The organism is Sulfobacillus thermosulfidooxidans (assembly GCF_001280565.1).
Classification (GTDB): Bacteria; Bacillota; Sulfobacillia; order Sulfobacillales; family Sulfobacillaceae; genus Sulfobacillus; species Sulfobacillus thermosulfidooxidans_A.
Genome location: NZ_LGRO01000001.1, coordinates 2,181,301 through 2,206,881, shown reverse-complemented (window position 1 = coordinate 2,206,881; position 25,581 = coordinate 2,181,301). Strand labels below are relative to the sequence as shown.

The window sequence follows — 25,581 nt, the reverse complement described above, 5'->3', positions numbered from 1 at the left end:
CATTATGATAGAAAAGCCATCGTGGCTGAATGGGGATCTTGTGGGGCGTCTTGACGAACACGGAATTCAGGAACGTCTTGAAGCATTAATTACATTAATTCGTGAAGCGCCATTTAACATAACGGGATTTAGAACACCCGAGGAGTTGTGGGTGCATGGGGTGTTTGATGCGCTGCAAACCGTGCAGGGCGTGAGCCTATCAGAAATACATACAGCCGTTGATATTGGAAGTGGTGGCGGTTTTCCTGGCTTAGTGTTGGCCATTTTGATGAATTCCACAACCTGGTACTTAATTGAAGCCCGGCAAAAACGTGCGGAATATTTGGGGCATATGGTTGAAGTTTTGAACCTCAGCAATACACAAATTATCAATGAGCGGGCTGAAGATTTCATTCGTCACTACGAGGATTTCAGAGAACGAGCCGACATTGTGACGGCCCGTGCGGTAGGGTCATTACGTATAACCCTGGAGTTAAGCCTGCCCTTTTTAAAAATCGGTGGGAGCGGTCTTTTTCCCAAGGGACGGGCACATGCTCTCGCTGAAGTGGATGAGGCAAGGGCATTATGCCAAAAGCTGGGAGGGTCCATTGAGGCTATTTCCGAGCCCTATGGCGATAATGGATCCTCACAGGTAGTACGGGTGGCTAAAGTGCGGACAACGCCGCCACAATTTCCTCGCCGAGCCAAATGGTTAGGTATGGATATCACCAAAGAGTAAAAGATTGATAGGGACTACAGGCCATTGCACATGAGAAATCGTTTATAATTCGGTGTAGAGTCGCTAGGACAAGCAGATTCAAGGACGGAAGATAAGAAATTCTCCGTTGCATCCTTTTGGGCTTGAGCATTACCTTCGAGAATGAATCAACAGGAGGCACTGACGAATGGGCCGAATTATCGCAGTGGCCAACCAAAAGGGCGGAGTTGGCAAAACAACCACCGTGATAAATCTTGCCGCGTATCTCGCAGATTCCGGAAAACGGGTCTTGGCCGTTGACATTGATCCCCAAGGCAACACGACGACAGGACTGGGTATCGATAAGCAAGGGATGGATGTGTCGATTTATGATGTTTTGTTAGAATCACAGCCGGTAATGGAAGCTTTGGTGCCCACCGATGTTGTCGGACTTCATTTAATTCCGGCAACGTTGGATTTAGCTGGAGCGGAAGTGGATTTATCTCAAGCTGTAGAGCGGGAATTGCGTCTCAAGAAAGCGTTGCAACCTGTTAAAGATCGTTACGATTACATTTTTGTCGACTGCCCGCCGTCCTTGGGTTTGTTAACCATTAATGCCTTATGTGCGGCTGACCGTGTTATGATTCCTATGCAGTGCGAATTTTTTGCGTTGGAAGGATTATCGCAATTATTGTCAACAATTGATTTAGTGACGGCACGGTTAAATCCCCATTTGGAATTGGAAGGCATTGTTTTAACAATGTATGATGGACGGACCAATTTGGCCGGACAGGTCGCGCAAGAGGTTCGACAACATTTTGCTTCCAAGGTATATCAGGCTGTTATTCCCAGGACAGTGCGTCTCAGTGAAGCTCCTAGTCATGGGCTGCCTATTATGCGATATGATCCGAAGTCACGAGGCGCTGAAGGATATCGAGCATTGGCAGAGGAGGTGATGGCAAATGGCTAAAAGCCGCGGACTTGGTCGGGGATTGTCGTCTTTAATTCCGGATGGGTCGCATAATGGGGGTAGTGTTGGCGCTGATATGACATCGGGAGTCGAACAAATTCCGATTGAGCGGATTCATTCCAGTCCGTTTCAACCCCGGCGTCATTTTGCTGAAGAAGAGTTAAATGAACTGTCGGCATCAATCCGGGTTCACGGCGTTATTCAACCCATTGTGGTTCGTCCATCGAGTGCAGGCGGTGGTTATGAATTAGTAGCCGGAGAAAGGCGATACCGGGCTGCCAAAAGTGCGCAAATGGATAAGATTCCCGCCATTATTCGCACTATGTCGGATCAAGAAGCGATGGAGATCGCCTTGGTGGAAAATCTCCAGCGCAGTGATTTAAATCCAATGGAAGAATCATGGGCCTATCACAAGTTAACCCAAGAGTTAGGCTGGACGCAGGAGCAAATTGGCGAACGGGTGGGTAAGTCCCGCTCCCATATTGCAAATTATTTACGGTTGTTGAGTTTAGAACCACAGATTCAGGAGTGGGTGGCTGAACAAAAATTAACCGTAGCCCACGCTAAATTTTTGTTGTCTTTAGATCCCGGTCAACGGTTGATTTGGGCGGAACGGGCTGTGAAGGAGGAATGGACTCTCCGTCAGCTCGAAACCCATGTAGCGATGCTGGCGGTGACAAAAGAGCGTCCAATCAAAAAACCGGATGCGCATATTGCAGTGACAGAAGAACAATTGCGACGCCGGTTTGGAACAAAAGTCCGCGTTAAAGGCGATCTCAATAAAGGTCGGATTGAAATTCCCTACCATACGGTTGAGGAACTGGAGCGGATATTAGAAATTCTTGAAGAGAATCCTCAAGCAGCATCCGGGGATTTTGTCGTCTAATGTTCCTTGAGGAACATTATTTATGAGGAACAAGACATCATGTGAATTCGAGAGGAGTGTTCCTTGAGGAACAATGCAGCAAGTTGCTGGCTCGTTAATGAATGGGTTGGGTATTATTGTCGGATCGTTGATTGGCATTTTTGGAGGACGTAACCTCAGCGAACAATTTCGAGATCAGGCGCTGCGAATTATTGGGGTTGTGGTGATTTTGATTGGTTTGAAAATGGCTTGGCCACTGCCTGATGCCATCAATACTTTGTTGTCCATGGTCTTGGGCCTGTGGTTAGGATCGTGGCTTCGCATTGATGATCGGCTTGAACAATTTGGTAAATGGGCCGAATCGCGCGTAGGTCGATCGGGTTTTGCCAAGGGATTTATCGCCGGTACTTTAATTTTTAATATCGGAGCCATGTCGATATTAGGGTCATTACAAAATGGATTGACCGGAACGTACAGCATTCTTGCGACTAAAGCGGTATTAGATGGCACCACCGCCATGATTTTGACCTCGGTTGCGGGTTGGGGTGTCATCGCAGCTTCAGTGGTGACTGTGGTCTATGAAGGCGGCCTATCTCTGTTGGCATCGGATTTAGCGCCCGTCCTCAGAGGTATCTTATTGACCGACATCACTGTGGTTGGCGGATTAATGATTGCCGCCATCGGTATCAATTTTATTTTGAACAACAATACCATTAAAATCGGCAATTTGTTGCCAGCCTTATTCTTTCCCGTTCTGCTTTTGTGGCTAAAAAATCATGGCATATACTTTCTATGATTGGAGGAACATCGATGCTGTCGACCATACCCGTCGAGTGGATTGCACTCGGTAGTGCCGCTATCGCGATCATATCCCTGCTTATAGCATTTTCTTCGTGGGCATCCGCTGCACGCCTGAAAAAAAGGCTAAACCGGGTATTGCGCGGAGGAGGTATTAATCTTGAGGAATCTCTAGCGAAAACCTATGGGGAAGCCATGGACGCTAAGCACGTTGCTGCACAATTTGACGAACGCATCGCCTTATTAGAAACAAAACATGCTCAAACCCTCACCAAATTCGGTCTCGTACGCTTTAATCCTTTTGATGATACCGGCGCGGACTTATCCTTTTCTTTAGCTCTATTAAATGATTTTGGTGATGGAATTGTCTTGACGAGTTTATGGGCTCGTAATGAAGTCCGTTTATATGCCAAGCCGGTCAAAGAACGTGATAGTCGTTATGCCTTAAGTCAAGAAGAACGCCGGGCCATCGATTTAGCGATGACGACACGATTAGCCAAAGGACCCGATGACATTCGAAATGCCCCGTCTTCTGTTTCTTCAACTTAATCCCAAACTCTGCACAAAGGCCTCCGCAATACAGGAGGCCATTTTCATGACCACATTAAGGCGTGTGTTTTGTAGAACAAAAAACTCCATAAACCCTCCGACATTGACAGTTCCCGTTAAATGATAGCGTCCTAATGCCGGAAGTTGCTTATTCACTCCGGCTCCGGGCTTAAGAGGTCCTAAAGCCGCGGTCAGGGTCCCGACATCAGGAAGGCGTCCTAAGGAGGCGTCAATGGCGAATACTCGGCTCGTGAGCAATGATGGATACGCCCGAATATAGTCGGTGAGATTTGCTGCGTGAACGGGATCTTCCAATGTTCCGAAAATACGGATGGGCCCAAGCCGTTTTTGACTCAATGTCGTGCCGACCAACGGACCGAGCGCATCCCCTGTGGACCGGTCTGTCCCGATACATAAAACGGTTTCCGGAATGCCTTCCCGTCGCCATAACCATTTTAAGGCCGCGCTCAACTCGAGCACAGCACCGGGTGCATCGTATTGGACCCGCTTTTCTTGATATCCCCCCGACGCCCGGTTTACCCCAACAATATCCGCCACACAGATTCCCCCCAACTCTCTATGACTATTTTATCCAACTCACGTCATAGATGTACTAAAAAGGAGGAAATCTATGCGACTGGCTGTGATTCTTAGTGTAGCGTTAGCTTATGTAGGTACTGTTGTGGGGGCAGGTTTTGCAAGTGGGCAAGAAATATGGCAGTTTTTTAGTCGTTTTGGCTCTCCCGGCATGATGGGGATCATTATCTCATCAGGCGTTTTTAGTATCGTGGGCGCGATTGCGCTGGAAAAAGGACGCCAAGGGATTACGGATTTCGGACACCTACTCAGTAATGTCTATTCGCCTAATATGGCCCGTATGGGCGAAGGCATGACCGATGTTTTTTTGCTACTGGGATTGATCGTAGTGATCGCAGGCGGTGGCAGTACGTTGTCCAATTTTCATGTGAATCCATGGATAGGCAAGATCTTTACCCTGGCTATCATCCTCTACGTGGGATATTGGGGTGTGGATGGCATTACCAAAGCCAATGGCGTGATAGTTCCCTATCTCATTTTGATTACTCTGCTCACGAGCGTGTTATCCCCCTTACCATCCTCCCTTGCGCTGGATGCGAGAGAACCCGGCGCATGGCTTTTGTCAGCGGTCCTTTATGTGTCGTATAATTTATTTACAGCGGTGATGGTTCTGTTAGGTTTGGGGTCCAAGCTACACTCAAGCCGGGAAGCATGGTATGCTGCCACTTTAGGTGGCGTCATTCTTGGGTTATTACTCACCTTAGAACACCATGTCCTAGTGGGGCTATCACACGTCAATGATTTGCCGATGTTAACGGTTGCCTACCGCATCAACACGCATCTGGGCATTTTCTATGCCCTAAGCCTGTGGTTGGCGCTCTTAACAACGGGTATTGGGATCGTCTTTGTGTTGCGCGAACGATACGGAAAACGGTATCTCGTTGGGTTATGGATTGTGTTAGCGTTCACTCAATGGAGTTTTCAAGCACTTGTGAAAAACCTCTATCCGGTTATGGGATCATTAGCGATAATGTTGTGGTTACCATTGTTTGTGTCTTCAAGAGGGGCGGATAATAGGCATTGAATAACTCAAATGGTACCGGACCAAAAACATGGGACGCTGAAGGTCAATTATGGTTGGCACAAGGGACTAAGGCTTGGGAATCGGGCGACCGGGATGAAGCGATGAAAATTTTTAACCGGATAATGGATGTCTATCCTGAGCGTCCTGAAGGATATAACAAGTTAGGGGTTATTTATGCGGAAACCGGCCAACTCGATCACGCTGAAAAATATTTTCTTTATGCCTTATCCAAGGAAAAAATGCATGTGCCTTCGCTAACCAACTTAGGCAATATTTATCTGGAACGCGGACAGATTGACGAAGCCATAAAACATTATACCTTGGCATTACAAGGTGATCCGGAATATCCTCCAGCGCACAGGAACCTTGCCATCGCTTATCGCCGCATGGGGCGTATTGGCCAATCTGTCGCTCACTTGAAGCGATCACAACGATTAGAAACGCGGCAATTGGCGAAAGAACGCCCGCTGATGCCAATGGGCAAACTAGGTAAAAAAGAATGGATTCCAGTGGGCGTGTTCCTGCGTCAATGGATCTGGGTTATTCTCGGCATTATCCTCGCCATCTGGCTATTAGGACGGGGGAAACTGTGAGGCAAAAAAAGTCAAAACGGCTTAGCAGGATTTTGGGTGTAGCCGTATCCATTGTACTTCCCATTGTCGTCTTAGAAGTGTGGACCTCTCACGTCACTTCTGGCGTCATGGTGGCGCGCTTTCTGGCCGAATTTATCTTGGCGGTGCTGGCCGTTCAAGTAGGGATTGCATTGTGGAAACCTCGATCGAGCCGAATGATTATCGAAGACATTGGGATAGCCGCTGTTGCGGGGATCGGCGCTTTTATCGCCGCCAAATTATCTCTTGCTCAAGGAGGGGCGAAGGTTGATCCTGGATTGTTAGCTCTTTTAACAGCCTATATATTATGGTTGTGGCCGCATCCTCACCGCCGGGTATAAATGCCGAAGATAGGGGGAACTTGGGAGTGCATTGGATAGACCTAGCCATCCTCTTGTATATTGCAATTGGTGCCGTCAGTGGATTGAGGCGGGGGCTTGTTACTGTTCTCTTTAGCTTGGCGGGATATATCATGGGTATAATCATTGCCACTCAATACCAAGCAGCGCTTACCCAATCATTGATGACCACCTTGCCGATTGCCCGGTGGACAAGGCATTTATTACCCGGACCCGCATCCACGGTTCCCGGATACACCATCCAAGCCGACAATCTCATCCACATGCTTGTGGCCCTCCTCGTATTTCTGGTCATCGTCGGCGCCGTAGAATTTATCGGCCGTTTAATAGGAGAATTTTTGACCCGGGTTGTGAAAACCTTGCGTATTACCGGTTTTCTTAACAAATTAGGGGGCGCTATTGCTGGATTAGCCGAGCATGGGATCCTGATCGGCTTATTGGTGACGATAATTTTTGCTTTACCATTATTAAATCATAGTCCATTAACGACGGCGTTACGCCATGATCGATTGGTCATGACCCTCGCAGGGTTATTTGGCCACATCGCCAAATTACCAGGAGGGACATTTCTCTAATGCATTTACCCCACCATTTTCTTTCAGATTCGATTGAAGCCGCCGTCATTATTATCCTAGCCAGCATTTTTATCAGGGTCGTCGGCAGGATTTTTAAACGTTTAGAACAGGGAAAAAGTGCACAGAGCCAACGGCGTATTACTCTTTATCGGTTGTTAACCTCCGTGGTTCGTTATGTAACCGATTTTGTTGTGGTGGTGATGGTTTTAGCACGGTTTCATGTGCAGACAACCTCGTTAATCGCGGGGGCTGGGATTTTTGGATTAGCCATCAGTTTTGGCGCGCAAGGATTTGTCCAGGATGTCGTCACGGGTATGTTTTTACTTTATGAAGACCAGTTTGGTGTCGGTGATTATGTGACATTTCCAGCTCTTAGCCTATCTGGGTTGGTTCAAGAGGTAGGGATTCGTATCACGCGCTTAACCGGTTCAACTGGGGAGACCGTCATTATTCCTAATCGTCTCATCTTGGAAGTGAAAAACCATAGCCGCGGAACCTTATCAGTGACCGTTACAATTCCGGTTGATGCGGGAGAAGACCCTAAGACGGTTCAAAAAGCGCTAGAAGAAGCCGTTAATACGGCACAATCCCAAGTACCCGGCACCTCGTTATCCGGCATTACCGCCTTTACCAGCGGTACGATAACATGGAGTATTACGGCACCGGCCACCCTGAGTACACAAAGCCGCGTCGATCATTGGATTCGACAATGTGTCGTGGAATCCTTTTACCGTCATTCGATACGATTTGCAGGAACAGGGAAAGGATTGGCGAGCAATGGGACCAATACAGTATCATCTTAACGATGTGGTCGAGTTGAAAAAACCTCATCCATGTGGGAATAAATTGTGGATAATCACACGCACCGGGATTGATTTTGGCCTAAAATGTCAAAAATGTGGGCACCGGATTATGATTCCCCGTAAGACGTTTGAGCGTGCGGTGAAGCGCATCGTGAGTGTCGCGGAGAATGCCGCCGATTCGAATCACTGAAGCATGAGATTGGCGCATAAATATAATAAGTAATGTGCCCAACAAACCGTTATTGAAGAAACAAAGATCCAAAGATCCCAGGGTCAAGGAGGCATTTTAATGACAAAACCGCACGTCATGGTCTTAATGGGGGGACCCTCGGCTGAATACAGCGTATCGATGTCGAGTGGACGCATGGTGTTTAATGCTTTAGCGAGTTTAGATGATTTTTGTGTGGATGCTATTGTGATTCATGAAAATGGTGAGTGGGAAAAAACCCGACACCTTCCCGAAAATGCGATGCATCCATCGGCCTTAATTCATTCTGCGCCACCCCGGCAAAAAACCTTAAAGGGACTTCAATTGTTAGAAGATGCCGATGTGGTGTTTATCGCACTTCATGGTGCCTTCGGGGAAGACGGAACAATTCAAGCGGTGCTCGACACCTTACACATTCCTTATACGGGTAGTGGTCCTTTGGCCTCGGCCTTGGCGATGAACAAACACCGAGCCAAAGAGTTGTTCCAATTTCACCGTTTACCAACAGCTCCTGAATTTTATATTCCTCCCACTAAGGCCGAATCGATTGAGCGGCTGATTCCGCAAATTGAAACGCGTCTTGGTTATCCGTTAGTTGTGAAACCTAACGAAGGCGGATCGAGTGTTGGCATTCATATGACAGATAACCGCGACGCTTTACGGCAAGCTTTGGAAGAACATGCGGACGTGGGGGTGCCCCTGTTGGTGGAAAAAAAATTAGTGGGCCGAGAATTGACGTGTGCTGTCTTAGAGGATTATGACGGTTCTGTGACGGCATTACCGGTAATTGAGATTGTTCCTCATGCCGGGAACTTCTTCGATTTTACTTCGAAGTATGCGGATGGCGGCTCGGATGAAATCTGCCCAGCCCAGATCGATCACAAAAGTGCCCGCCGCGTTCAAGACTTCGCCGTCCGGGCTCATCAAATTCTTGGATGCCGCGGCTTTTCTCGTAGTGATTTTATTCTCACCAATGAAGGACCGATCCTTCTGGAAGTCAATACGATTCCTGGCATGACGCCGAATTCATTGTTACCCAAAGCGGCCAAAGCGTATGGCTTGGAATTTTCGCAGTTAATGAAACGGCTGATTTACTTGGCCATGGGCATTACGCCTCAACCCATGAATGCGTAACGAAGGTTATGACCCGCCTCACATTTTCTTGAAACCCATCGACCTGCCGGATTTTCTCTCTCGATAACGGGACTACACCAGAAAATCTGCAGGCTTTTTCTTTTTGACCTAGACAGGTCGATATCGCTTGGAGCGTTTTGACGATAACATACAACGCGCTATAGCAGCAGATGTAGCTTGTTCATTGCCAATATGATGATTAGCTGTTACACTATGTCTGTTTGAGCGAATGCTCACACCACCCTGCTCCGGTGGAATACGGAGCCCCCGCGAGGGCGGGTGACCGTGGAGGAGGTGAAAAGTTTGGCTCATTATGAGCTCATGTACATTTTGAAACCGGATTTAGGCGAAGAGCAAACCCAAGCCGACATAGATCGGTTCAACGATGTGATTACCCAACAACAGGGAACAATCACAAAAGTGGACAAGTGGGGTCGCCGCAAGCTAGCCTACGAGATTAACGGACTGACCGAAGGTTTCTACATGGTCGTCGACTTCGATTACGACGGTTCCGAAGATATCGCGAACGAAATTACCCGTGTACTAAAGATCCATGATGATGTGGTGAGGTCCATCATTGTACGTCTTGACGATTAGAAGGGGAGGAGCCGAATGCTAAACCGCATTATTCTCATCGGTCGTTTAACCCGCGATCCCGAATTGCGCTACACGCCTCAGGGAGTGCCTGTGGCTTCATTCACTCTTGCGGTCGATCGTCCGTTCGCCAATCAACAAGGACAACGGGAAGCTGATTTTATCGACTGTGTAGCCTGGCGAAAATTAGGGGAGACCGTGGGCAACCATTTAACGAAGGGGCGACTCATAGCCCTAGAAGGCCGCCTACAAATTCGAAGCTACGAAGCGCAAGACGGAAGTAAGCGGCGGGTGGCAGAAGTGATTGCGGATAGCGTACGGTTTTTAGATCGACCCAAAGATGGTCAAGGTTCGAGCTCTAATCCCTTGCCAGACGTGGCGATGACGGATGATGTGGCATTTCCAGACGATCTACCCTTCTAACCAGCATAGCTAACGGAACAACCCAAACGAGTTTGTCCTAGACAAGAAGACACTACGACAGTATGAAAGGAGGTTGTGCCTATGCGTAAAGAACGAGGCCGGCGGCCCAAGAAAAAGGTCTGTGGATTTTGTGTGGATAAAGTGGAGTACGTCGATTTCAAGGAAGCATCTCGGCTAAGACGGTATATTACCGAACGTGGCAAGATTCTTCCCCGGAGAATTTCCGGAAACTGTGCCAAGCACCAACGGCAAATGACGGTAGCCATTAAGCGTGCTCGGAATATGGCGCTCTTGCCCTTCACCATTGAATAAACAGACAAAAGAGCACGCCACGCGTGCTCTTTTATTCTTCATCGACCCTTGTTATATCGGTACAAGATTGCTTGCTAAGGTATTGTAGGGTATAACAAGGGTTATGAAGATCATGATGCCATGGAATGCAGAAATTGCGAGACGATTCCTGTTGCGATCATTATCACCCCGTTCTCATATGGTCCCGGGGACTGAATATGTGATAAGCAGTTACTAACGTAAAGGCAGGAGTGTCAGGCATGATCTGGAGTCCGGAACCGATTGAAACGGCTTTGCAAACCGTAGAAGGTCAACGCCGGATGACGGCCTATTTAAGGCGACTCGAACTCATCAGCGAAATCGCCTTTTTATCTTCCCTGGCCGTTATGCTCAGTGGATGGCTGGTCATCGCCCCTGAATGGCAGCCGTTAGTCCGCGCCATCATGCCGCTTGGGTTAAGTCTTACGGTAATGCGCCGGGCCTGGCGGTTTACCTTTTTGATGGTCCTTCTTGAAATTGCAGCTATTCCTTTATTTCCCGGAGGATCGGCGTGGGATGTTTTCTTTGTTTTAGCGGCAGTACCCGTCACGGTGGCTACGGGTTGGGCTTATCGTACGCATAAAAAAGCGGCTTGGCGGTGGGTCGGCACGGTCCTCGCGATGGGGCTGAGTCAATACCTGATTGCCCAAACGTACTATCCTCATCCACTTCATACCTTAATGATGTGGAGCATAAGACCGATGAGGTTATTGGCTCCATGGTTCGGCTTGAATGCATGGTTAGGCTGGATTCCCCAATACTGGTTTTTAGGATTTATGGCCGATCAAGTATTTTGGGGTACAGGAATCTTTCTGGTTCTGGCGTTTTTCGCAGAATTAGTAGAATTGCCTATCGCTCAAGTTCCCTTTTTCGGCCGTTGGCGCATGCCGAAGTGGGTCTTGTGGATTACTGCAGCGGATTTGGCGGCGCTGGTTGTCAGTCAAGTAGTGGATCATCATGTTCCCGTCGGTATCGTCGAAATTTTTATCGTGGCCATGGCGGCTTACCTCGTTTTGGGAGTCAATGTGCTATGGCGAATTGGTGAATTATCCGGATTACCGAAATTTTACCGGGTTGGCCTACTAGGACTGTGGTCTTTAGGGTCATGGGTCGGGATGGCACTGCTTAGTCTTTTAGGATTATATGAAAGCATTTGGAATTTACGCGACTATCTGTTGACGTTAAGGAGGCCCATGTAATGCGAGTGATTCTGTTGCAAGATGTGCGAGGCAGTGGTAATAAAGGGGACATTATTGAAGTCAAAGATGGGTACGCAAGGAACTTTTTGATACCCAAAGGATTGGCTGCTGAAGCAACAAAATCGCGGGAAGAGCAGATAAAGCGCGAACAAGCCCGGCAACAAGCTCAACATCAAAAAGAGCTCGACCAATATCGCCGGCTTGCGAAAGAGCTCAAAGGGCAAAGTTTCATTCTGCGGGCGAAGAGCGGAGATCAAGGCCGGTTGTTTGGCGCCATTACCACGCAAGACGTGGCAGATTTACTTAATAGCCGAGGATATCACATTGACAAAAAGAAACTAGAAATCGAGCCCATTCGTCATGTGGGCACGTATACCGTACATTGTCACTTTTACCAGGATATTAGCGCAGAGTTTACTTTGCAGGTACTCCCGGAATAAGTGTCTAGCGGGGTAAGGAGGGTGAGTATGGCAGATAACGCAAAGAAACCAGAACCCAAAGCACGGAAACAGGCAAATACTCTAGAACGCCGGGTTGCAGCATTGCATGAAATTTTGATGCAAATTTATGGTCCAGAACGGTTAATATTGCGGGCCGGAAAATTGCAGGCTCTCAAATATCTGCGCTCTGACGATCTAGGGTTAAGGACCCTGGCTCTGGCGAAATTAGTCCGGGAAGATCCCTCGTTTAATGAAGTGCCAACCAAAAAAGAAATCGGACCTTTACTGGACGAGTTGGAAGATGAACTCGCCGATATTTTAGCCCGCCGAACCCTGGAAGACGACCTCGAAAAACGCATTGCTGAAAAAATGCAAGAACGGCATGAGGATTACGTACGGGATATACGCAATCAAATTCTGAAAGAAGATGGTGGTCCTGAAACACCTGAAACCTTAAAGAAATTTGCCCAGTTGGTGAAACTTGACCAGGGCGGTTTGACCCAGTCGGCCTTAGAGGTGATGCGCCCCGAACGACTCGAGGAAGTCATCGGCCAAGAAGACGCTATTGACAGCCTCTTAGCCAAATTGGCTTCCCCCTATCCGCAGCATGTCTTGTTATATGGACCTCCTGGTGTCGGGAAGACAACCGTGGCGCGCTTGGTTTTGCAAGTGGCCCGGACGGTTCCGCAGAGTCCTTTTAATGAGGATGCCCCTTTTGTGGAGGCGGATGGAACAACTCTAAGGTGGGATCCGCGCGAGATTACCAATCCCTTGTTGGGCTCGGTTCATGATCCCATATATCAAGGAGCGCGCCGGGACCTTGCTGAAAGTGGCATTCCTGAACCGAAGACGGGATTGGTCACGGATAGTCATGGGGGCGTGCTCTTTATCGACGAAATTGGGGAAATGGATCCGATTTTGCAAAATAAACTCCTTAAAGTACTGGAGGATAAGCGCGTTTATTTTGATTCCCCGTACTATGATCCAACGGATCCCAATGTTCCAAAGTATGTGCACAAATTATTTTCCGAAGGCGCACCCGCTGATTTCATTCTGATTGGGGCGACCACACGTAGCCCCGAGGAAATCTCCCCGGCCTTGCGCTCGCGTTGCGCCGAAATTTATTTTGATCCGTTAACACCTGATGATATCAAACGGATTGTCATGCAAGCGGCAGAGAAATTACAGGTGGCGATTACGCCAGATGCGGCCAATTTGATTGGTCAATATACCCTGGAAGGTCGCAAAGCGGTGGGATTGTTGGCGGATGCCTTTTCGGTCGCTTACCTGCGCCGCAATGAACGACCTAAGATTATCGATGTCGACGTCATGAAAGATGTGATTAGTCGCTCTAGGCTCGTTCCCGTTCGCCCGTCGATTTCCCGGGAGCCCATTGTGGGACGATCTTTAGGGCTAGCAGTCGCCGGATTTCAAGGACTGGTTTTAGAAATCGAAGCAACGGTCTTTCCCCGTGAAAAAGACGGTGAAGGGCGCTGGCGATTCAACGATACCGCGGGATCGATGGCCAAAGATTCGGTCTTTAACGCGGCGACTGTTCTCAGGCAATTGACGGGGCGGGACCTCACCCAATATGATGTTCATGTTAATGTCGTGGGTGGAGGCAATATTGATGGCCCCTCGGCCGGAGTCGCCATTTTTACGGCCATTTATAGTGCTCTAACCCAAATTCCCATCCGGCCCACGGTAGCGATTACTGGCGAATTGTCGTTATCCGGACGGATTAAGCCCGTGGGGGGGATCCCCGAAAAGATTTTTGGGGCCCGCCAACAAGGGTTGTCGACAGTGTTGGTTCCCAAGGACAATGCCGGTGATGTTCCTCCGGGCATTGGGGATATGAAAATTCTTTTTGTCAGTACGGTCGAAGAGGTATTAGCTGAGGTGTTAGTGTGAGTATTGATGCTGTTAGGACGCCGCCGCACAATCCGGATGCCGAAATTTCGGTCTTAGGCTCTATGCTCATTCATCCCGAAGCGGTGGCCAAGGCTGTAGAAATTTTGCAGCCCGGTGATTTTTATCATGAACCTCACCGCAAAATCTTTGAGGCGGCTATGGAGCTTTTTAACCAAGCCAAGCCCCTCGATGTCGTCGTTGTGGGTGAACAACTCCGGCAAAAGGGACAACTTGAAGCCGTAGGCGGTTTAGCATATCTTATGGAGCTCGCCTCGGCGGTTCCCACCGCAGCCCATGTCGAATACTATGCGCGGATTGTCAAGGAATCGTCGATCACTCGCCGCATTATTTCGGTTTCTACCAAGCTCGTGGCGGATGCCTATCAAAATGAGCTTCCGGCGCAAGAGTTAGTCGACCGGGCGCAAAAAGAACTGTTTGCGTTGGCACAAACAGGACAACGTGATTATGTGAGTCTACATCAAGTGCTCTTAGAGACATTTACCCGTCTCGAGGTGCTTTACGCCAATAAAGGCAAACTCGTAGGATTGCCTACTGGATTTCATGATTTAGACCGCATGACGGCGGGTCTTCAAAAATCCGATCTCATCATTGTAGCGGCTCGTCCGTCAATGGGAAAAACCATGCTGTGTTTGAACTTAGCGCGGTATGTGGCCCTGCATGATCATACTCCGGTGGCTATTTTTAGCCTGGAAATGTCACGAGAACAGCTGGCGCTGCGGTTATTAAGCGCAGAAGCGGAATTGCCGTCGCAACGATTGCGAACGGGTGAAATGGATGACAATATGTGGGCTGTCGTGAGCCATGCGCTCGGACGCTTAGGTGAAGCTCCCATTTACATTGATGACACCCCCGGCATTTCAGCCTTGGAACTGCGAGCCAAGGCTCGGCAAATGAAGGCACAGCATAACATTGGTCTGATTATTATAGACTATATGCAGCTTATGTCAGGACGGCGTGCAGAGAACCGGCAACAAGAAATTTCCGATATATCCCGGTCTTTAAAGGCTCTAGCACGCGAACTCGATGTTCCAGTGATGGCGTTATCCCAGTTGTCTCGGGCTGTTGAAAGCCGGCAGGACAAACGCCCCATGTTATCAGACCTTCGCGAATCGGGTGCTATTGAACAAGATGCGGACATCGTCGCATTTCTATACCGGGAAGATTACTATACGAAGGACGCAGCCAATCCCGATATTACTGAATTGATCGTAGCCAAACAGCGCAATGGACCGACAGGCACCGTCAATCTGTTGTTTAAAAAAGATATTGGTAAATTCTTTAATACGACGCCTGTCGAAGTGTAGACGTATTTTAAGTCAGAAGGGACGAGAAAAATGGCAGCAGTGGTCGTGGTGGGGACCCAATGGGGCGATGAGGGTAAAGGCAAAATTATTGATTATTTAGCCCAACAAGCAGATATGGTGGTTCGCCATCAAGGAGGAAACAACGCCGGGCATACCGTTGTCGTGGGCGATGAGGAATATCGTTTGCACCTGATACCTTCCGGGATTTTTTATCCCGATACGCTTTGCGTCATTGCTAACGGCGTGGTTGTTGATCCCCGCGTTTTGTTTGAGGAAATTGACTATCTTCATCGCCGCGGAATCCAAACGGATAGGTTGCGCATTTCATCGCAAGCCCATTTGATTATGCCCTATCACGGCCGCATGGATGCTTTAGCAGAAGACCGCCTCGGTGTGAATAAGTTGGGGACAACCTTACGCGGCATTGGGCCCGCTTATATGGACAAAGCCGCTCGTACTGGCCTGAGAGTGGGTGATCTTCTCCATCCAGCACAATTTGCCATGCGGCTTAAACGGGTCTTGGACGAGAAGAACCGGGTATTTTCTAAAGCTTACGATGTCGAAGGCTTTGACTATGACGAACTGCTCCAACAATATTTGTCGTATGGGGAGCGGATGCGGCCCTATATTGCGAATACGTCGGTGGTGATTAACGATGCCATCGACAATGGTGAACGGGTCTTGTTTGAAGGCGCCCAAGGCACTATGTTAGATATTGACCATGGGACTTACCCATTTGTCACGTCATCTCATCCCATTGCCGGAGGAGCATGTATTGGAGCAGGCGTGGGTCCGACCAAAATTACCCAGGTTTATGGCGTGGTCAAAGCTTACACGAGTCGTGTTGGCGATGGGCCATTTCCTACCGAGTTACAGGACCAATTAGGTCATGAAATTCGGGAACGGGGCCATGAATATGGTACCACTACCGGGCGTCCCCGCCGCGTGGGTTGGATTGATGCGGTGGTACTGCGTCATGCCGCTCGCGTCAATGGCTTAACCGGTTTAGCCGTCACACGCCTTGATGTCCTCGATGACTTGCCTGAGGTGAAAATTGCTACGGCCTATCGCTATCACGGGGAACTCATTCATGAACTGCCTGATTCCGTGGAAGTATTAGCTGAAGTGGAACCGGAATATGAAACCTTCCCGGGATGGAAAGGCAAGATTACGCAAGCCAAACGATTAGAAGACTTGCCCAAGGAAGCCCGGACCTATCTGGAGCGCATTGCAGAACTGATAAATGTGCCGTTGGTGCTGGTATCCGTAGGGCGCGAGCGTACCAATACTATAGTGCTTAAAGAGCTCTTTTAAGCCCGTGGACATCCTAAGGAATTGCGGTACGGTAACGGTGAGGACTTATTCTTCATGAAATGAGGAACAAGTCCTCATTTTTGTCCGCTTCGGTCTCAGGTATTGTCTTACAGTTGGGATTTAGTGTCGTACATGCTGTGAGACACATGTTTCAGAAATCTAGAAGTCCGTAATCTTTGTCACATACTTGGTATACAGGGACCCAGTGAGCCATGCTGCCTTCTTTTGGCCTTGGCGTTTTAAAGCCGCACTCGTGGTAAACCTAAACAAGTGCGGCTTTGCTGGCTAGGGGAAAGATTAGCGAATTTGTGAACGGGGAACGAAATATACAGTTTGGGTATAGACATTACCTAAAATGGGATCATGGACAGGATGTCCCGCCTTTTGGTCATACCACGGGTTCCAACCGTATTTGGCGGGTACCGCCATAATACCGCCGACAACTTTTTCATGGCGACTAAGAATAATGCGCAGAGCTGGTCCATCAGGTCCCCAGATGGAACCCACTCCAGGTTGGAATTTTTTGATTTGGAAATAGGGAATAACATGAGAACCATTAACTTTCTTAAATTGATCAAAACTGCTGAGATCTGACGGCACATTGGCGGACATCGAGGGAGTAATCTGGCTTGGGGGCACAAACATCAGGTGTTGACTGTAGAACGCCCGACCCGCATTGTATTCCGTGGTTTTGGGATCCATCCAGCTGTGATACGGAAGAGTAGAAGGAAACGTTTGTTCCATTCCTACCACTTGATGATGATTATTAATCATCAAGACTAAAGATGGAGCCAAGCGTCCTTCATGAATTCCCATGCCCGGAACCCACATGCTCAGTTTTTTATAATCCTTGACATCGGAATTGAGATGTTGAATGGTCGCAAATGATGGTAATTTGCTAGAAGCTTGGGCATTAACGACTTGAACAGGTAAGACCGTGAGTAGCGCAGCAGCACTGAAGACCTTAACCAATCCCATTTTTTCAATCCTCCACATTTTCCAAGGTCACTCCATTGGCAGAGTGTAATGGCTAAAGTATGTGTGAGGGAAAAAATTTTATACGGTTCTGGCGGACCTTTAGCCAAAGGGCACAAGGCTTATGATAAACGGCTGTTCATCATCGTAAAGACGAACGAAGGCGATGATGTGGAAGTGAGTTCTTGCGTGTCTTGATTTCACGCACGGAACGTGCTATCGTTAACACGTAAACGCGGAAGTAGTTCAGTTGGTAGAACGTCGGCTTCCCAAGCCGAAAGTCGCGGGTTCGAGTCCCGTCTTCCGCTCCATTTATCTCGCCCAGGAGGCGAGCTATTTTTTATGATGTTCCTCATGGAGGCAGCACATGACTGTGGTAAATGATCTCGTCTTGTATGCTCACCGGATGATAGGGGATCACCTCGCGTTTGGTACTACCGGTAATTTGAGTGTGCGAGATGAGAATGTGTTATGGATCACACCTTCCGGGGTGCCCTTTGAGGATGTCGACAGTGACAATGTCGTCGGGGTCGATATCGCTTCTGGAAACATTATTGAAGGTCGTGCGCGTCCTTCATCAGAACTGCCCTTACACCTGACGTTGTACCGGCAACGGTCCGATATTGGCGCTATTGTACACACTCATTCTGAATACGCCACAATTTTCGCTGCCTTAGGCGAACCTATTGTGCCTGTACACTACCAAATGGCTTTATCCGCTTATCAAGTCAATTGTGCAGAATACGCCACATATGGAACCGAGCAACTAGCGCATAATGCATTGGCTGCTTTAGGTCCGAATGACCGTGCGGTTTTGCTCAAGAACCATGGGTTAGTAACGGTGGGCCCGACACTATCATCCGCTTACCAAGCGGCACTCGATGTGGAATGGATGGCGCGGTTATTGTTTCGGGCTCGCTGTGTCGGCAATCCCCGAGTCCTAACCCTTGAGGAAGTTGACCACGTTCGTGAACAATTCCGTCACTACGGGCAAAACCCTCAAGATTAAGTTATCCCTAGAATTTTGGCTTGTCTTAGAACCCAAATGGCCATAATCCATAACCTGCCCTGGTCAGCTCGGCGAAACTCTTTGACAATTCTGGCACCAGCGTACGGCTTCTGGGAATTAGTCGCAGATTATATACCGATCGTCTTCTGGTTTTAACTGTAATGCCTCAATTAATGCGCCAAATAACTCCCGATAAACCTTTAACATCCGGATTCGAAACGGGCCAGAATTTTAACGGCCGTAGCTGGCAGACGCAAAACACGGGCCGCTTTTTGTTCGTCGAGACTAATCCACATCGCGCCGTTCCAAAACCATTCTTTGCCCGTACCCGATCCGGAATTGGCCGGAGCGCGGTCTTGAGGCCGTCAGGCGTGGCCTTTTGGATGAGGAAGAGAAATACACCTCCACCGAATACTTTAGATCGTATCAAGGACTTGGAAAAGCTAGTAACATTTGTCCTGTTGTGGCACTAATAATCTCATTCATATGGGTATAGGTGGGAACGTGTTGAGTTGGGGGCACAAACGGCGTCTGTAAGGACGTCTTCTCACGCCATGTCATTAACCAGGCGGGCTGTGGTTTTGATAAAAATGGCCCATGCGAATTCGAGAACATGAGTAATTCCGCCACCATTGGCGTAGTGGGGGGAAGCTGAGAGAAATTACGGAATACCTGATTTTTAGCTTGTCTAATAGAAATGGGAACGTGGGACGGAGGTAATAGACTTACGTTCAGTCCATATGAACGCAACAGTGCCGGTGTGGGTGCTGCAACGGTCGGTTGCGCGCTGGAACTTGCTAATGTTAGGTCTAACACGCTAAGGCTCATGCCACGAATCCATCTTTTCGCCCTTTTCATATCGTTAACCTTCCTTCACTAATTTAGGACATGCGCTCGACGGCTTGGCGTATTCATAAAAAACGTCTGAGATTGTGACGATTCTTGAACAAGTCCAATTTGACCAAAATCTGTTGTTCCGGTCATTGCCGTATTTATCAACATGGGCTAAACGGATACGAAGTGGCACACATTGGCTGAAGGATCTGTGAGAATATGGGTTTCTACTTCATATCAACAAGTGGAACTATCCGTCGCCTCTGGCCCCATAAATCCATGATAACTAATAACGATGCAACGGGTTGGACAAAAACACCCGTGATCCGCGAACGCTAACATAAGATTTGTTATTACGGGATCCCCCATGAAATCCGCATTGGCCCTGAGAGCCGATAAAAGGCCCCAACCACGCTCCGGGTGAGAAGTGGTTTTGGCGGACTTTGACATCGGAGGGGTGGACGTGGCCCAAGGCTGGCATGACATCCAGTGGCTATTGCTGAACGGGTTGTCGGCAGGTCACCCGATGCGGTTTGACAATAATCGGATCGGGTTTGACGCGATGTGGGCCCGGCGTCCCGCCGGGAGCCGCGTCGTCATAGGGCTCCAATCCACTGGCGCATAGTGGCTGCCGCTAGCGCATTGGTTCCACCAACAACCCGGTGTGACCGTCGTCTTGGTCAATGCGCTGCACACACACAAACTCAAAGAAGTGGACGATCACATTCCCTCGAAAAACAATGCCAAAGACGCCGGGATTAGTTTAAGATGGCAAAAGTCTGCGTAATGGTTGCGCCAATCAGTTTTGAAAAAATCCCGGGCCAGACCGTACCAATTCGGTCGCGGTGAAAAACGAAACCAAGCAAGCCATCAACAGGCATGAAGTGATGTTTAAGATACTGACAAATTGATGCGGGACGCTTAAAGCCAAAAACAACGATAAGACCTAAATAAAATTGCGTTGCCCACAGCAATCATCACACATTGGGAGTATAGCGTTGCTCCGCCATTATTTTTCGCCGAGACGAGCCCGCGTCTTATGCGCTATATTAATTGCCTTTATTCCGGAAATCTGGTCTTTCATGTCTTTATACTGGTTGAGACTTTGTCATAGACAACACCTTGGCCACATAAGGTGAATCGAGGTGGCTTGTCATGATACGGAAAGTTGCGATAATCGTGTCGTCGTTATTGATGATATGGGGCTTGGTTATCCTCAGCTGGGGGTTTCGGGATTTGCCCATTGATGAACGGCCAGAGTGGATGGCGTGGCAAATGGTATTGTGGCCCGTCATTGTGCTCGGTTTGGCTGAAGTGAGTCGTCTTGTGGGATATGTCAAGAAGGGGTGGAGCGTACGCGCTGACCGCTTCAAAATCATTATGCATGGGCTTCCGGCGTTAGTGGTCGCGGTGGCGCCAGCTGGAACTTTTACCAACCTATTCGGACCACAAAGTCTATGGTCCTTGTTGGATTTTCCTACGGCCAAGGTGATGGCAGCGGTATGGCTAGCATTTACCTTATGGACAGCGTGGGAGGTTGAGGCTTTATGAAAGCTGAAGGCAGGTCGTCCCTCAGCTGGCCGTGGTTCTTAATCCTAACGGGGATATTGCTGGTGGGCATTTATGGGGGACTCATTTGGAGTATGCCTCACCGCGCTGTCAACGCTGCAGCGGCCAAGGTTCCGACCAAAATCGTGATTAATGTGGTTCAACGAAAATTATATCTTTACCGCAATAACAAATTGTTTCATGTTTATCCCGTTGCTGTCGGTAAGCCAGAAACACCAAGTCCCCGCGGTGAATTTGTGGTGACGCAAAAAGCAATTTGGGGCGATGGATTTGGAACTCGTTGGATTCGTTTTTCGGCCCCCTGGGGTATTTACGGTATTCATGGCACGAATAAACCATGGTCAGTCGGAACGGTGGCCTCCCATGGATGTTTTCGGATGTATAATCATGATGTTGAGCAAGTCTATGCACTCATTAGTTTAGGGACGCCGGTGATTGTGGAAGGGATTACGCCTTATGTGAAAATTCGCCGTACGATAAATCCCGGGCAAATTGGGCAAGATGTTGTTGAGCTTCAGCGTTTATTGCGATTGGCCAAAGTATATTCCGGACCTCTCAATGGGGTCTATACGCCAGAGGTGAAGCAGGCGGTCGAACGTTTTCAAGTCATGGTTCATTTGCCAATCACCGGAGTGGCGTCATTGGAAACAACACAAAAGCTCTTAGATTATACCAATCAGGCTGGGCAGAAGCCGGGGTATTTATCACGAGATTAAATTGCGAGTTGTCAAATACAAAAAATCCGTGTATAATGCCCTATGGATCGCTAACGTAGCTCAGTTGGTAGAGCAACGGTTTCGTAAACCGTAGGTCGTGGGTTCGAGTCCCACCGCTAGCTCCATTGTATTTTGCGCACAACGGAGTCTAACATGGACATATTAATTGCCCCAACAAGGTTTTTGCCGAATGTCGGGTCCCAAGCTGTGGCGGATGCCTTAGAACGGGGAATTCGCCAATGTCGTTGTGCATCCCGGGTCATTGTGCGTCCAGTGCCCGAAGGTGGACGTGGTACGATGGATATCGTAGTTCGTGCACTTTCGGGGCGGATTCGCCGGTCCCATACATGGAATGCAGCGGGGCGTGAAGTGGATAGCCGGTGGGCGCTATTGCCCGATGGGAGCGCGATGATTGATGCTGCTGAAATACTGGGAGCGAGTGAAATCGTGGATGTAATGCGGGCCAGTTCTTGGGGATTAGGCCCGTTAATTGCGGATGTGATGCGCTATCATCCTCGCCAAATCATCATTACACTTGGCGACGTGATGGTGCATGATGGGGGCATGGGCTTACTCGAGTACTTTGGTTTGCGCTTTGTCGATGAACAGGGTGCAGATGTTCCCAGAGGTTTACGAGGGTTAGAACGTGTACATCACATTATCCAAACAGAGTTGCACATTCCTCCCGTTCCGCTGGTAATGTTATACCCTAGGGCGCTGCCTTTGACAGGTAAAGAGGGCGTGACATTTTACGATGGCAGTGTCAAAGGGTTGTCACCGTATCAATTACCGGTTATCGATCTGCAAATGCAGCATTATGCACAGCTCCTGGAAGAATTCTTTTCGACACCGTTATTGGATCAACCTGGTACTGGTGAAGGGGGCGGGCTCGGATTAGCGCTTCTGGGACTGGGTGCTCAGGGCAGACCCGCAGCGGACTATTTGCTGGATCTTTTACATTTGGACACCTATTGGACTAATGTGCAGTGGGTGCTGACAGCTCAAATGACGCTCGACAAGACCCAAAATCTCAGTTTGGTTGCCACTTTATCCCGACGTCTTGCCCCTTTGGCCGTACCCTTGGTCGCTATTATTGAACGGTTGGGCGATCAATATATGCAGTTTTATAATCCAGCATTAAAAGGCATCTATCCTTTAGTTGATAAACCTCGCAGTGCTCGTGAAGTGGAACGAATGCGCATCCACTTGCTCGAACAAGCAGCTTTTCGCATTGCTATGTGGATGGCGTCTTAAATTAGTGTGGAACCATATAGAGGCCGTGAGTTTTGACATCCTCAAACATAATGCGATGGCGTCGCCGCAGATATTCTAAATGGGCTAGGGTTTCACTGACGGCGAACCGCCACTGGAAGCGCGTCAGCGGACGAGTAAAGAGGTGCTGGGCGACGTCGAAAGCGGTTTGCGGCGTGGTCAATAATTCGACGATGCGCTGCGCTCTGTCCTCATGATGGACTAAGATCTCCTGAATACGCCTCGGTACATCTTCGATAAGTTCTTCATGGGCTGCACATCCCAAGGTGACGGGTAAGGCTTCGAGTTCATGAAGGGATTGTAAATATGAGGCGAGCGGATCAGGATCGGCATCAGGCCAGTAGCTAATATTTGGTGTAATACGTGATAGCACTTGATCTCCAGTAAACAATAACTTGCGTTCGGGCCAATACAGTAATAATTGATGATCGGTATGTCCCGCTTGGTCAAGTAACTGGAAAGGTCCCCAATTCTGAGAAGGATCAAGGGATTGAATCGGTGGATTATGAGGCAATTTGACAACCCATCTGGTTAGCCACCGTTCTTGATCCAAATATTCGGCTAGATCCCGAGGCATGCCGTTATAGATGAAAAAAGGAGTGAGACTGGCCGGGGATTGGTCAAAAACCTGATAAACGGTTTGCATTTCCTTTTCCCACATAAAAATGGGTGTATCCCACAATTGACTAGCAAACTGCGCCAAACCAACATGGTCGGGATGAAAGTGGGTAATAAAGACGGCTTTTACGCGCCCGGGTTTGAGACCAAGATATTGGCTGGCTTCCTTCCATGCCTGTTGGGCATCTTCCGTATCCATTCCTAAATCCAAAATGAGATATTCGGAACCTAGATGGATGGCGTAACTATAGAGATACTTTAACGGCAAGGGCACGGGAATTGGGATGCGAAAGACGCCTTCTACCGGTTCCGTTATCTTGGTATTATCCATAAGGCGCATCCTCCTCTTCCTTATTACCCTACTTGAAAAATTTGATTCGCGCAAGTATTTTAGGGCAAGCAAGAGGAACGAAAATGACAGAGAATTCATTTTAATAATGGAAGGTTATATCTGAAGATGAGAACATAGTGAGTCGTTTCCGGTTATTTAACAGGCTTTATCTAATGGATGTTAACGATATTCTGGTACTGGTGTTTGTACGACAGGATTTTCCGGTGCATGAGGAGAATGGTGATAGATTTCGATTTCGTTTTGACCAGGAGTGAATCAATAGGTACGTTGCCGGCCAATATGAGGACGTTATCTGAAAGAATTGGCAGGTGATTATCCTGAAAAAGTTGAGTCAACAGGCGACATTCATGCGACTTGGCAGATATGGATTTGTTGAACGGAGTTTATGTCAAAACGCTACGATGAGAAACCTTGATTAAGTGCATTGTAATCCAAATAGGTGCCAGTATTTCTAGAATCAAAAGAGGCAAGCCTATCGCCGGAGGGAGATGAAATCCCGAGGTGCTAGTGACACAATGAACGGTTCCGTTCGCTAAACTGGAACATGATTGTGTCGTTGCGCCTGCTGGTAGTCCTAGTTCCATAAAAACTGTCGCAAGACCTCCGGGCCAGATGAATGTGCCCAAAATTTTATCACGTATCCGCCAAGTTGACGATCGCCATAGGAGAATTACTCCCGCAATCCATCCGATTACAAACAAAAATCCTCCAAACAATAAGAGCCAGGGCACCCAGCGGTCAAAGCCGTTGGAGGGGTGCGAGGGATCCATAGCTTCTTCGCGAATGACTTCAGGGTCACCGAGATTTTGGAGGATTTGACGGATGCTTGCTTCGTTTTCCTGGTTCAATTGCTTTCGTGCAGTCCGAATGTGTTCAGCAATATCCTCTAAAATTTGTTGTCGCCGAGACGGAGGCAAATCCTTTAACGCCCGCCTCATTTTGTCCATATATTGTTGAACAAGTTTGTCATTTTGGTTCGAGGTGGTCATGGTGTTCCTCCCGGGTCCCTTCATCGAGAAACTGGTCAACGGATTCTTTGAATTGTTGCCACTGATTGCGAAAAAGTTGCAACGATTGTTTTCCAGATGTTGTCAAAACATAATAGCGGCGCGGAGGACCTTCTGCCGATTCACGCCAAAGGGTTTCGACCAAACCATCGCGGCGGAGTCGAGCTAATAGCGGATAAATGGTTCCTTCGCTGGCAATTAGATTGGCTGCTGACAGTGTTTTAGCCAACTCAAAACCATATCTTTCGTGATGTTGTAACAGTGCTAAAACGCACCATTCAACAATTCCACGCCGCAATTGTCCTAATCCGAATGTATCACCTTTATCTATCATATTTTGCATGGTACCATCTTAAACAAGATACCGTCAAGATTTGGCAAGAATACATGAAGGACAGAACCACAGAGATGAACACTTTTCATCTTTTTTTGTTCTAAAAGGAAACATGGATGGACGCCAATCGTTATAGGATTAACCACAATGAACCACATCCGCTGCAGGGTTCACCTTTGTAACTTTATTG

At 48.4% G+C, this 25,581-nt stretch carries 32 protein-coding genes and 2 tRNA genes; 27 read left to right on the top strand and 7 right to left on the bottom strand.

Going from position 1 to position 25,581, the window contains the following annotated elements; genetic code table 11:
* The first annotated feature begins 4 nt into the window (after positions 1-4).
* The 5 genes from rsmG to AOA63_RS10925 all read left to right on the top strand — a co-directional run bounded on the left by rsmG (position 5) and on the right by AOA63_RS10925 (position 3,858).
* Positions 5-718, top strand: coding sequence for a 16S rRNA (guanine(527)-N(7))-methyltransferase RsmG (gene rsmG, locus AOA63_RS10945; protein WP_053959724.1), 714 nt, complete (start codon positions 5-7; stop codon positions 716-718).
* A 166-nt stretch (positions 719-884) separates the two neighbouring features.
* Complete coding sequence (locus AOA63_RS10940) at positions 885-1,646, top strand: ParA family protein (protein ID WP_053959723.1); 762 nt, start codon at positions 885-887, stop codon at positions 1,644-1,646.
* The gene (locus tag AOA63_RS10935) at positions 1,639-2,532 is read left to right on the top strand and encodes a ParB/RepB/Spo0J family partition protein (RefSeq protein ID WP_053959722.1); all 894 of its coding nucleotides are present in this window, start codon (positions 1,639-1,641) and stop codon (positions 2,530-2,532) included. The genes AOA63_RS10940 and AOA63_RS10935 overlap by 8 nt, the downstream gene beginning before the upstream one ends.
* Before the next feature lie 73 nt (positions 2,533-2,605).
* Positions 2,606-3,307, top strand: coding sequence for a DUF554 domain-containing protein (locus tag AOA63_RS10930; protein ID WP_053959721.1), 702 nt, complete (start codon positions 2,606-2,608; stop codon positions 3,305-3,307).
* Between the two features lie 14 nt (positions 3,308-3,321).
* Positions 3,322-3,858 (top strand): DUF4446 family protein, encoded by a 537-nt coding sequence (locus tag AOA63_RS10925; protein WP_082343905.1) that lies wholly within the window; start codon positions 3,322-3,324, stop codon positions 3,856-3,858.
* On the opposite strand, the gene yyaC is transcribed toward AOA63_RS10925, so the two are convergent.
* Positions 3,850-4,416, bottom strand: a complete 567-nt coding sequence (gene yyaC / locus AOA63_RS10920) for a spore protease YyaC (protein ID WP_082343904.1) — start codon at positions 4,414-4,416, stop codon at positions 3,850-3,852. The genes AOA63_RS10925 and yyaC overlap by 9 nt on opposite strands.
* Positions 4,417-4,489: 73 nt before the next feature.
* Between yyaC and AOA63_RS10915 the strand changes: the two genes are divergently transcribed.
* The 15 genes from AOA63_RS10915 (at position 4,490) to AOA63_RS10845 (ending at position 16,705) form a co-directional block, all read left to right on the top strand.
* Positions 4,490-5,479, top strand: coding sequence for a YkvI family membrane protein (locus AOA63_RS10915; RefSeq protein WP_053959720.1), 990 nt, complete (start codon positions 4,490-4,492; stop codon positions 5,477-5,479).
* Positions 5,476-6,072: a tetratricopeptide repeat protein gene (locus AOA63_RS10910; protein ID WP_053959719.1), complete on the top strand. Its 597-nt coding sequence runs from the start codon at positions 5,476-5,478 to the stop codon at positions 6,070-6,072. Before AOA63_RS10915 ends, AOA63_RS10910 begins: the two co-directional genes overlap by 4 nt.
* A complete protein-coding gene (locus AOA63_RS10905; protein ID WP_053959718.1) occupies positions 6,069-6,431 on the top strand; it encodes a hypothetical protein in 363 nt (120 codons plus the stop codon). The genes AOA63_RS10910 and AOA63_RS10905 overlap by 4 nt, the downstream gene beginning before the upstream one ends.
* Before the next feature lie 26 nt (positions 6,432-6,457).
* A complete protein-coding gene (locus AOA63_RS10900; protein ID WP_053959717.1) occupies positions 6,458-7,024 on the top strand; it encodes a CvpA family protein in 567 nt (188 codons plus the stop codon).
* The gene (locus AOA63_RS10895) at positions 7,024-7,827 is read left to right on the top strand and encodes a mechanosensitive ion channel family protein (protein WP_053959716.1); all 804 of its coding nucleotides are present in this window, start codon (positions 7,024-7,026) and stop codon (positions 7,825-7,827) included. The genes AOA63_RS10900 and AOA63_RS10895 overlap by 1 nt, the downstream gene beginning before the upstream one ends.
* Complete coding sequence (locus AOA63_RS10890; RefSeq protein WP_053959715.1) at positions 7,802-8,017, top strand: DUF951 domain-containing protein; 216 nt, start codon at positions 7,802-7,804, stop codon at positions 8,015-8,017. Before AOA63_RS10895 ends, AOA63_RS10890 begins: the two co-directional genes overlap by 26 nt.
* A gap of 99 nt (positions 8,018-8,116) precedes the next feature.
* A complete protein-coding gene (locus tag AOA63_RS10885) occupies positions 8,117-9,169 on the top strand; it encodes a D-alanine--D-alanine ligase family protein (RefSeq protein ID WP_053959714.1) in 1,053 nt (350 codons plus the stop codon).
* Positions 9,170-9,472: 303 nt separating this feature from the next.
* Positions 9,473-9,766, top strand: coding sequence for a 30S ribosomal protein S6 (rpsF, locus tag AOA63_RS10880; RefSeq protein WP_020375185.1), 294 nt, complete (start codon positions 9,473-9,475; stop codon positions 9,764-9,766).
* Between the two features lie 15 nt (positions 9,767-9,781).
* Entirely contained in the window at positions 9,782-10,186 is a 405-nt protein-coding gene (locus AOA63_RS10875; protein WP_053959713.1) for a single-stranded DNA-binding protein, read from the top strand.
* 81 nt (positions 10,187-10,267) lie between these two features.
* On the top strand, positions 10,268-10,498 hold the full coding sequence (rpsR, locus tag AOA63_RS10870; protein WP_020375183.1) for a 30S ribosomal protein S18: 231 nt from the start codon (positions 10,268-10,270) through the stop codon (positions 10,496-10,498).
* A 239-nt stretch (positions 10,499-10,737) separates the two neighbouring features.
* The gene (locus tag AOA63_RS10865; RefSeq protein ID WP_053959712.1) at positions 10,738-11,715 is read left to right on the top strand and encodes a hypothetical protein; all 978 of its coding nucleotides are present in this window, start codon (positions 10,738-10,740) and stop codon (positions 11,713-11,715) included.
* The gene (gene rplI / locus AOA63_RS10860) at positions 11,715-12,155 is read left to right on the top strand and encodes a 50S ribosomal protein L9 (protein ID WP_053959711.1); all 441 of its coding nucleotides are present in this window, start codon (positions 11,715-11,717) and stop codon (positions 12,153-12,155) included. Before AOA63_RS10865 ends, rplI begins: the two co-directional genes overlap by 1 nt.
* A gap of 27 nt (positions 12,156-12,182) precedes the next feature.
* Positions 12,183-14,066: a Lon family ATP-dependent protease gene (lonC, locus tag AOA63_RS10855; protein WP_053959710.1), complete on the top strand. Its 1,884-nt coding sequence runs from the start codon at positions 12,183-12,185 to the stop codon at positions 14,064-14,066.
* On the top strand, positions 14,063-15,391 hold the full coding sequence (dnaB, locus tag AOA63_RS10850) for a replicative DNA helicase (protein WP_053959709.1): 1,329 nt from the start codon (positions 14,063-14,065) through the stop codon (positions 15,389-15,391). The genes lonC and dnaB overlap by 4 nt, the downstream gene beginning before the upstream one ends.
* Before the next feature lie 30 nt (positions 15,392-15,421).
* Complete coding sequence (locus AOA63_RS10845; protein WP_053959708.1) at positions 15,422-16,705, top strand: adenylosuccinate synthase; 1,284 nt, start codon at positions 15,422-15,424, stop codon at positions 16,703-16,705.
* A 297-nt stretch (positions 16,706-17,002) separates the two neighbouring features.
* Here the strand turns inward: AOA63_RS10845 and AOA63_RS10840 are convergent, their stop codons facing one another.
* Positions 17,003-17,683, bottom strand: coding sequence for a hypothetical protein (locus AOA63_RS10840; RefSeq protein ID WP_053959707.1), 681 nt, complete (start codon positions 17,681-17,683; stop codon positions 17,003-17,005).
* Between the two features lie 232 nt (positions 17,684-17,915).
* Between AOA63_RS10840 and AOA63_RS10835 the strand changes: the two genes are divergently transcribed.
* Both AOA63_RS10835 and AOA63_RS10830 read left to right on the top strand, forming a co-directional pair.
* Positions 17,916-17,991, top strand: a tRNA-Gly gene (locus AOA63_RS10835).
* 56 nt (positions 17,992-18,047) lie between these two features.
* The gene (locus AOA63_RS10830) at positions 18,048-18,689 is read left to right on the top strand and encodes a class II aldolase/adducin family protein (protein ID WP_053959706.1); all 642 of its coding nucleotides are present in this window, start codon (positions 18,048-18,050) and stop codon (positions 18,687-18,689) included.
* A 426-nt stretch (positions 18,690-19,115) separates the two neighbouring features.
* Here AOA63_RS10830 and AOA63_RS10825 read toward each other — a convergent pair whose 3' ends face one another.
* Positions 19,116-19,547 (bottom strand): hypothetical protein, encoded by a 432-nt coding sequence (locus tag AOA63_RS10825; protein WP_053959705.1) that lies wholly within the window; start codon positions 19,545-19,547, stop codon positions 19,116-19,118.
* 439 nt (positions 19,548-19,986) lie between these two features.
* On the opposite strand from AOA63_RS10825, the gene AOA63_RS19980 reads away from it, so the two are divergent.
* Entirely contained in the window at positions 19,987-20,148 is a 162-nt protein-coding gene (locus AOA63_RS19980; protein WP_197648389.1) for a hypothetical protein, read from the top strand.
* 133 nt (positions 20,149-20,281) lie between these two features.
* On the opposite strand, the gene AOA63_RS19775 is transcribed toward AOA63_RS19980, so the two are convergent.
* Positions 20,282-20,497, bottom strand: coding sequence for a hypothetical protein (locus AOA63_RS19775; protein ID WP_053959704.1), 216 nt, complete (start codon positions 20,495-20,497; stop codon positions 20,282-20,284).
* Positions 20,498-20,678: 181 nt separating this feature from the next.
* Here AOA63_RS19775 and AOA63_RS10815 point away from each other — a divergent pair, with 181 nt between their 5' ends.
* The 4 genes from AOA63_RS10815 (at position 20,679) to AOA63_RS10800 (ending at position 23,062) form a co-directional block, all read left to right on the top strand.
* On the top strand, positions 20,679-21,074 hold the full coding sequence (locus tag AOA63_RS10815) for a hypothetical protein (protein WP_053959703.1): 396 nt from the start codon (positions 20,679-20,681) through the stop codon (positions 21,072-21,074).
* Positions 21,071-21,808 (top strand): L,D-transpeptidase family protein, encoded by a 738-nt coding sequence (locus tag AOA63_RS10810; protein ID WP_053959702.1) that lies wholly within the window; start codon positions 21,071-21,073, stop codon positions 21,806-21,808. Before AOA63_RS10815 ends, AOA63_RS10810 begins: the two co-directional genes overlap by 4 nt.
* A 49-nt stretch (positions 21,809-21,857) precedes the next feature.
* Positions 21,858-21,933: transfer RNA gene (locus tag AOA63_RS10805), tRNA-Thr, on the top strand.
* A 28-nt stretch (positions 21,934-21,961) separates the two neighbouring features.
* On the top strand, positions 21,962-23,062 hold the full coding sequence (locus AOA63_RS10800; RefSeq protein WP_053959701.1) for a glycerate kinase: 1,101 nt from the start codon (positions 21,962-21,964) through the stop codon (positions 23,060-23,062).
* A 1-nt stretch (position 23,063) separates the two neighbouring features.
* Here the strand turns inward: AOA63_RS10800 and AOA63_RS10795 are convergent, their stop codons facing one another.
* The 3 genes from AOA63_RS10795 to AOA63_RS10785 form a co-directional block, all read right to left on the bottom strand.
* Complete coding sequence (locus tag AOA63_RS10795) at positions 23,064-24,029, bottom strand: MBL fold metallo-hydrolase (RefSeq protein ID WP_053959700.1); 966 nt, start codon at positions 24,027-24,029, stop codon at positions 23,064-23,066.
* Positions 24,030-24,433: 404 nt separating this feature from the next.
* A complete protein-coding gene (locus AOA63_RS10790) occupies positions 24,434-25,039 on the bottom strand; it encodes a DUF1700 domain-containing protein (RefSeq protein ID WP_053959699.1) in 606 nt (201 codons plus the stop codon).
* Positions 25,017-25,391 (bottom strand): PadR family transcriptional regulator, encoded by a 375-nt coding sequence (locus AOA63_RS10785; protein ID WP_053960677.1) that lies wholly within the window; start codon positions 25,389-25,391, stop codon positions 25,017-25,019. Before AOA63_RS10785 ends, AOA63_RS10790 begins: the two co-directional genes overlap by 23 nt.
* Positions 25,392-25,581 lie beyond the last annotated feature (190 nt).

Coding starts and splice junctions, on each gene's coding strand:
- AOA63_RS10815 (WP_053959703.1), top strand. CDS start 20,679: ATGATACGGAAAGTTGCGATAATCGTGTCGTCGTTATTGATGATATGG.
- rpsR (WP_020375183.1), top strand. CDS start 10,268: ATGCGTAAAGAACGAGGCCGGCGGCCCAAGAAAAAGGTCTGTGGATTT.
- AOA63_RS10840 (WP_053959707.1), bottom strand. CDS start 17,683: ATGGGATTGGTTAAGGTCTTCAGTGCTGCTGCGCTACTCACGGTCTTA.
- lonC (WP_053959710.1), top strand. CDS start 12,183: ATGGCAGATAACGCAAAGAAACCAGAACCCAAAGCACGGAAACAGGCA.
- AOA63_RS10825 (WP_053959705.1), bottom strand. CDS start 19,547: ATGAAAAGGGCGAAAAGATGGATTCGTGGCATGAGCCTTAGCGTGTTA.
- AOA63_RS10875 (WP_053959713.1), top strand. CDS start 9,782: ATGCTAAACCGCATTATTCTCATCGGTCGTTTAACCCGCGATCCCGAA.
- AOA63_RS10790 (WP_053959699.1), bottom strand. CDS start 25,039: ATGACCACCTCGAACCAAAATGACAAACTTGTTCAACAATATATGGAC.
- AOA63_RS10830 (WP_053959706.1), top strand. CDS start 18,048: ATGACTGTGGTAAATGATCTCGTCTTGTATGCTCACCGGATGATAGGG.
- AOA63_RS10810 (WP_053959702.1), top strand. CDS start 21,071: ATGAAAGCTGAAGGCAGGTCGTCCCTCAGCTGGCCGTGGTTCTTAATC.
- AOA63_RS10935 (WP_053959722.1), top strand. CDS start 1,639: ATGGCTAAAAGCCGCGGACTTGGTCGGGGATTGTCGTCTTTAATTCCG.
- AOA63_RS10885 (WP_053959714.1), top strand. CDS start 8,117: ATGACAAAACCGCACGTCATGGTCTTAATGGGGGGACCCTCGGCTGAA.
- AOA63_RS10925 (WP_082343905.1), top strand. CDS start 3,322: ATGCTGTCGACCATACCCGTCGAGTGGATTGCACTCGGTAGTGCCGCT.
- AOA63_RS10895 (WP_053959716.1), top strand. CDS start 7,024: ATGCATTTACCCCACCATTTTCTTTCAGATTCGATTGAAGCCGCCGTC.
- AOA63_RS10865 (WP_053959712.1), top strand. CDS start 10,738: ATGATCTGGAGTCCGGAACCGATTGAAACGGCTTTGCAAACCGTAGAA.
- rplI (WP_053959711.1), top strand. CDS start 11,715: ATGCGAGTGATTCTGTTGCAAGATGTGCGAGGCAGTGGTAATAAAGGG.
- AOA63_RS10940 (WP_053959723.1), top strand. CDS start 885: ATGGGCCGAATTATCGCAGTGGCCAACCAAAAGGGCGGAGTTGGCAAA.
- AOA63_RS10930 (WP_053959721.1), top strand. CDS start 2,606: ATGCAGCAAGTTGCTGGCTCGTTAATGAATGGGTTGGGTATTATTGTC.
- AOA63_RS10845 (WP_053959708.1), top strand. CDS start 15,422: ATGGCAGCAGTGGTCGTGGTGGGGACCCAATGGGGCGATGAGGGTAAA.
- AOA63_RS10915 (WP_053959720.1), top strand. CDS start 4,490: ATGCGACTGGCTGTGATTCTTAGTGTAGCGTTAGCTTATGTAGGTACT.
- AOA63_RS10800 (WP_053959701.1), top strand. CDS start 21,962: ATGGACATATTAATTGCCCCAACAAGGTTTTTGCCGAATGTCGGGTCC.
- AOA63_RS10890 (WP_053959715.1), top strand. CDS start 7,802: ATGGGACCAATACAGTATCATCTTAACGATGTGGTCGAGTTGAAAAAA.
- AOA63_RS10795 (WP_053959700.1), bottom strand. CDS start 24,029: ATGGATAATACCAAGATAACGGAACCGGTAGAAGGCGTCTTTCGCATC.
- AOA63_RS10785 (WP_053960677.1), bottom strand. CDS start 25,391: ATGATAGATAAAGGTGATACATTCGGATTAGGACAATTGCGGCGTGGA.
- rsmG (WP_053959724.1), top strand. CDS start 5: ATGATAGAAAAGCCATCGTGGCTGAATGGGGATCTTGTGGGGCGTCTT.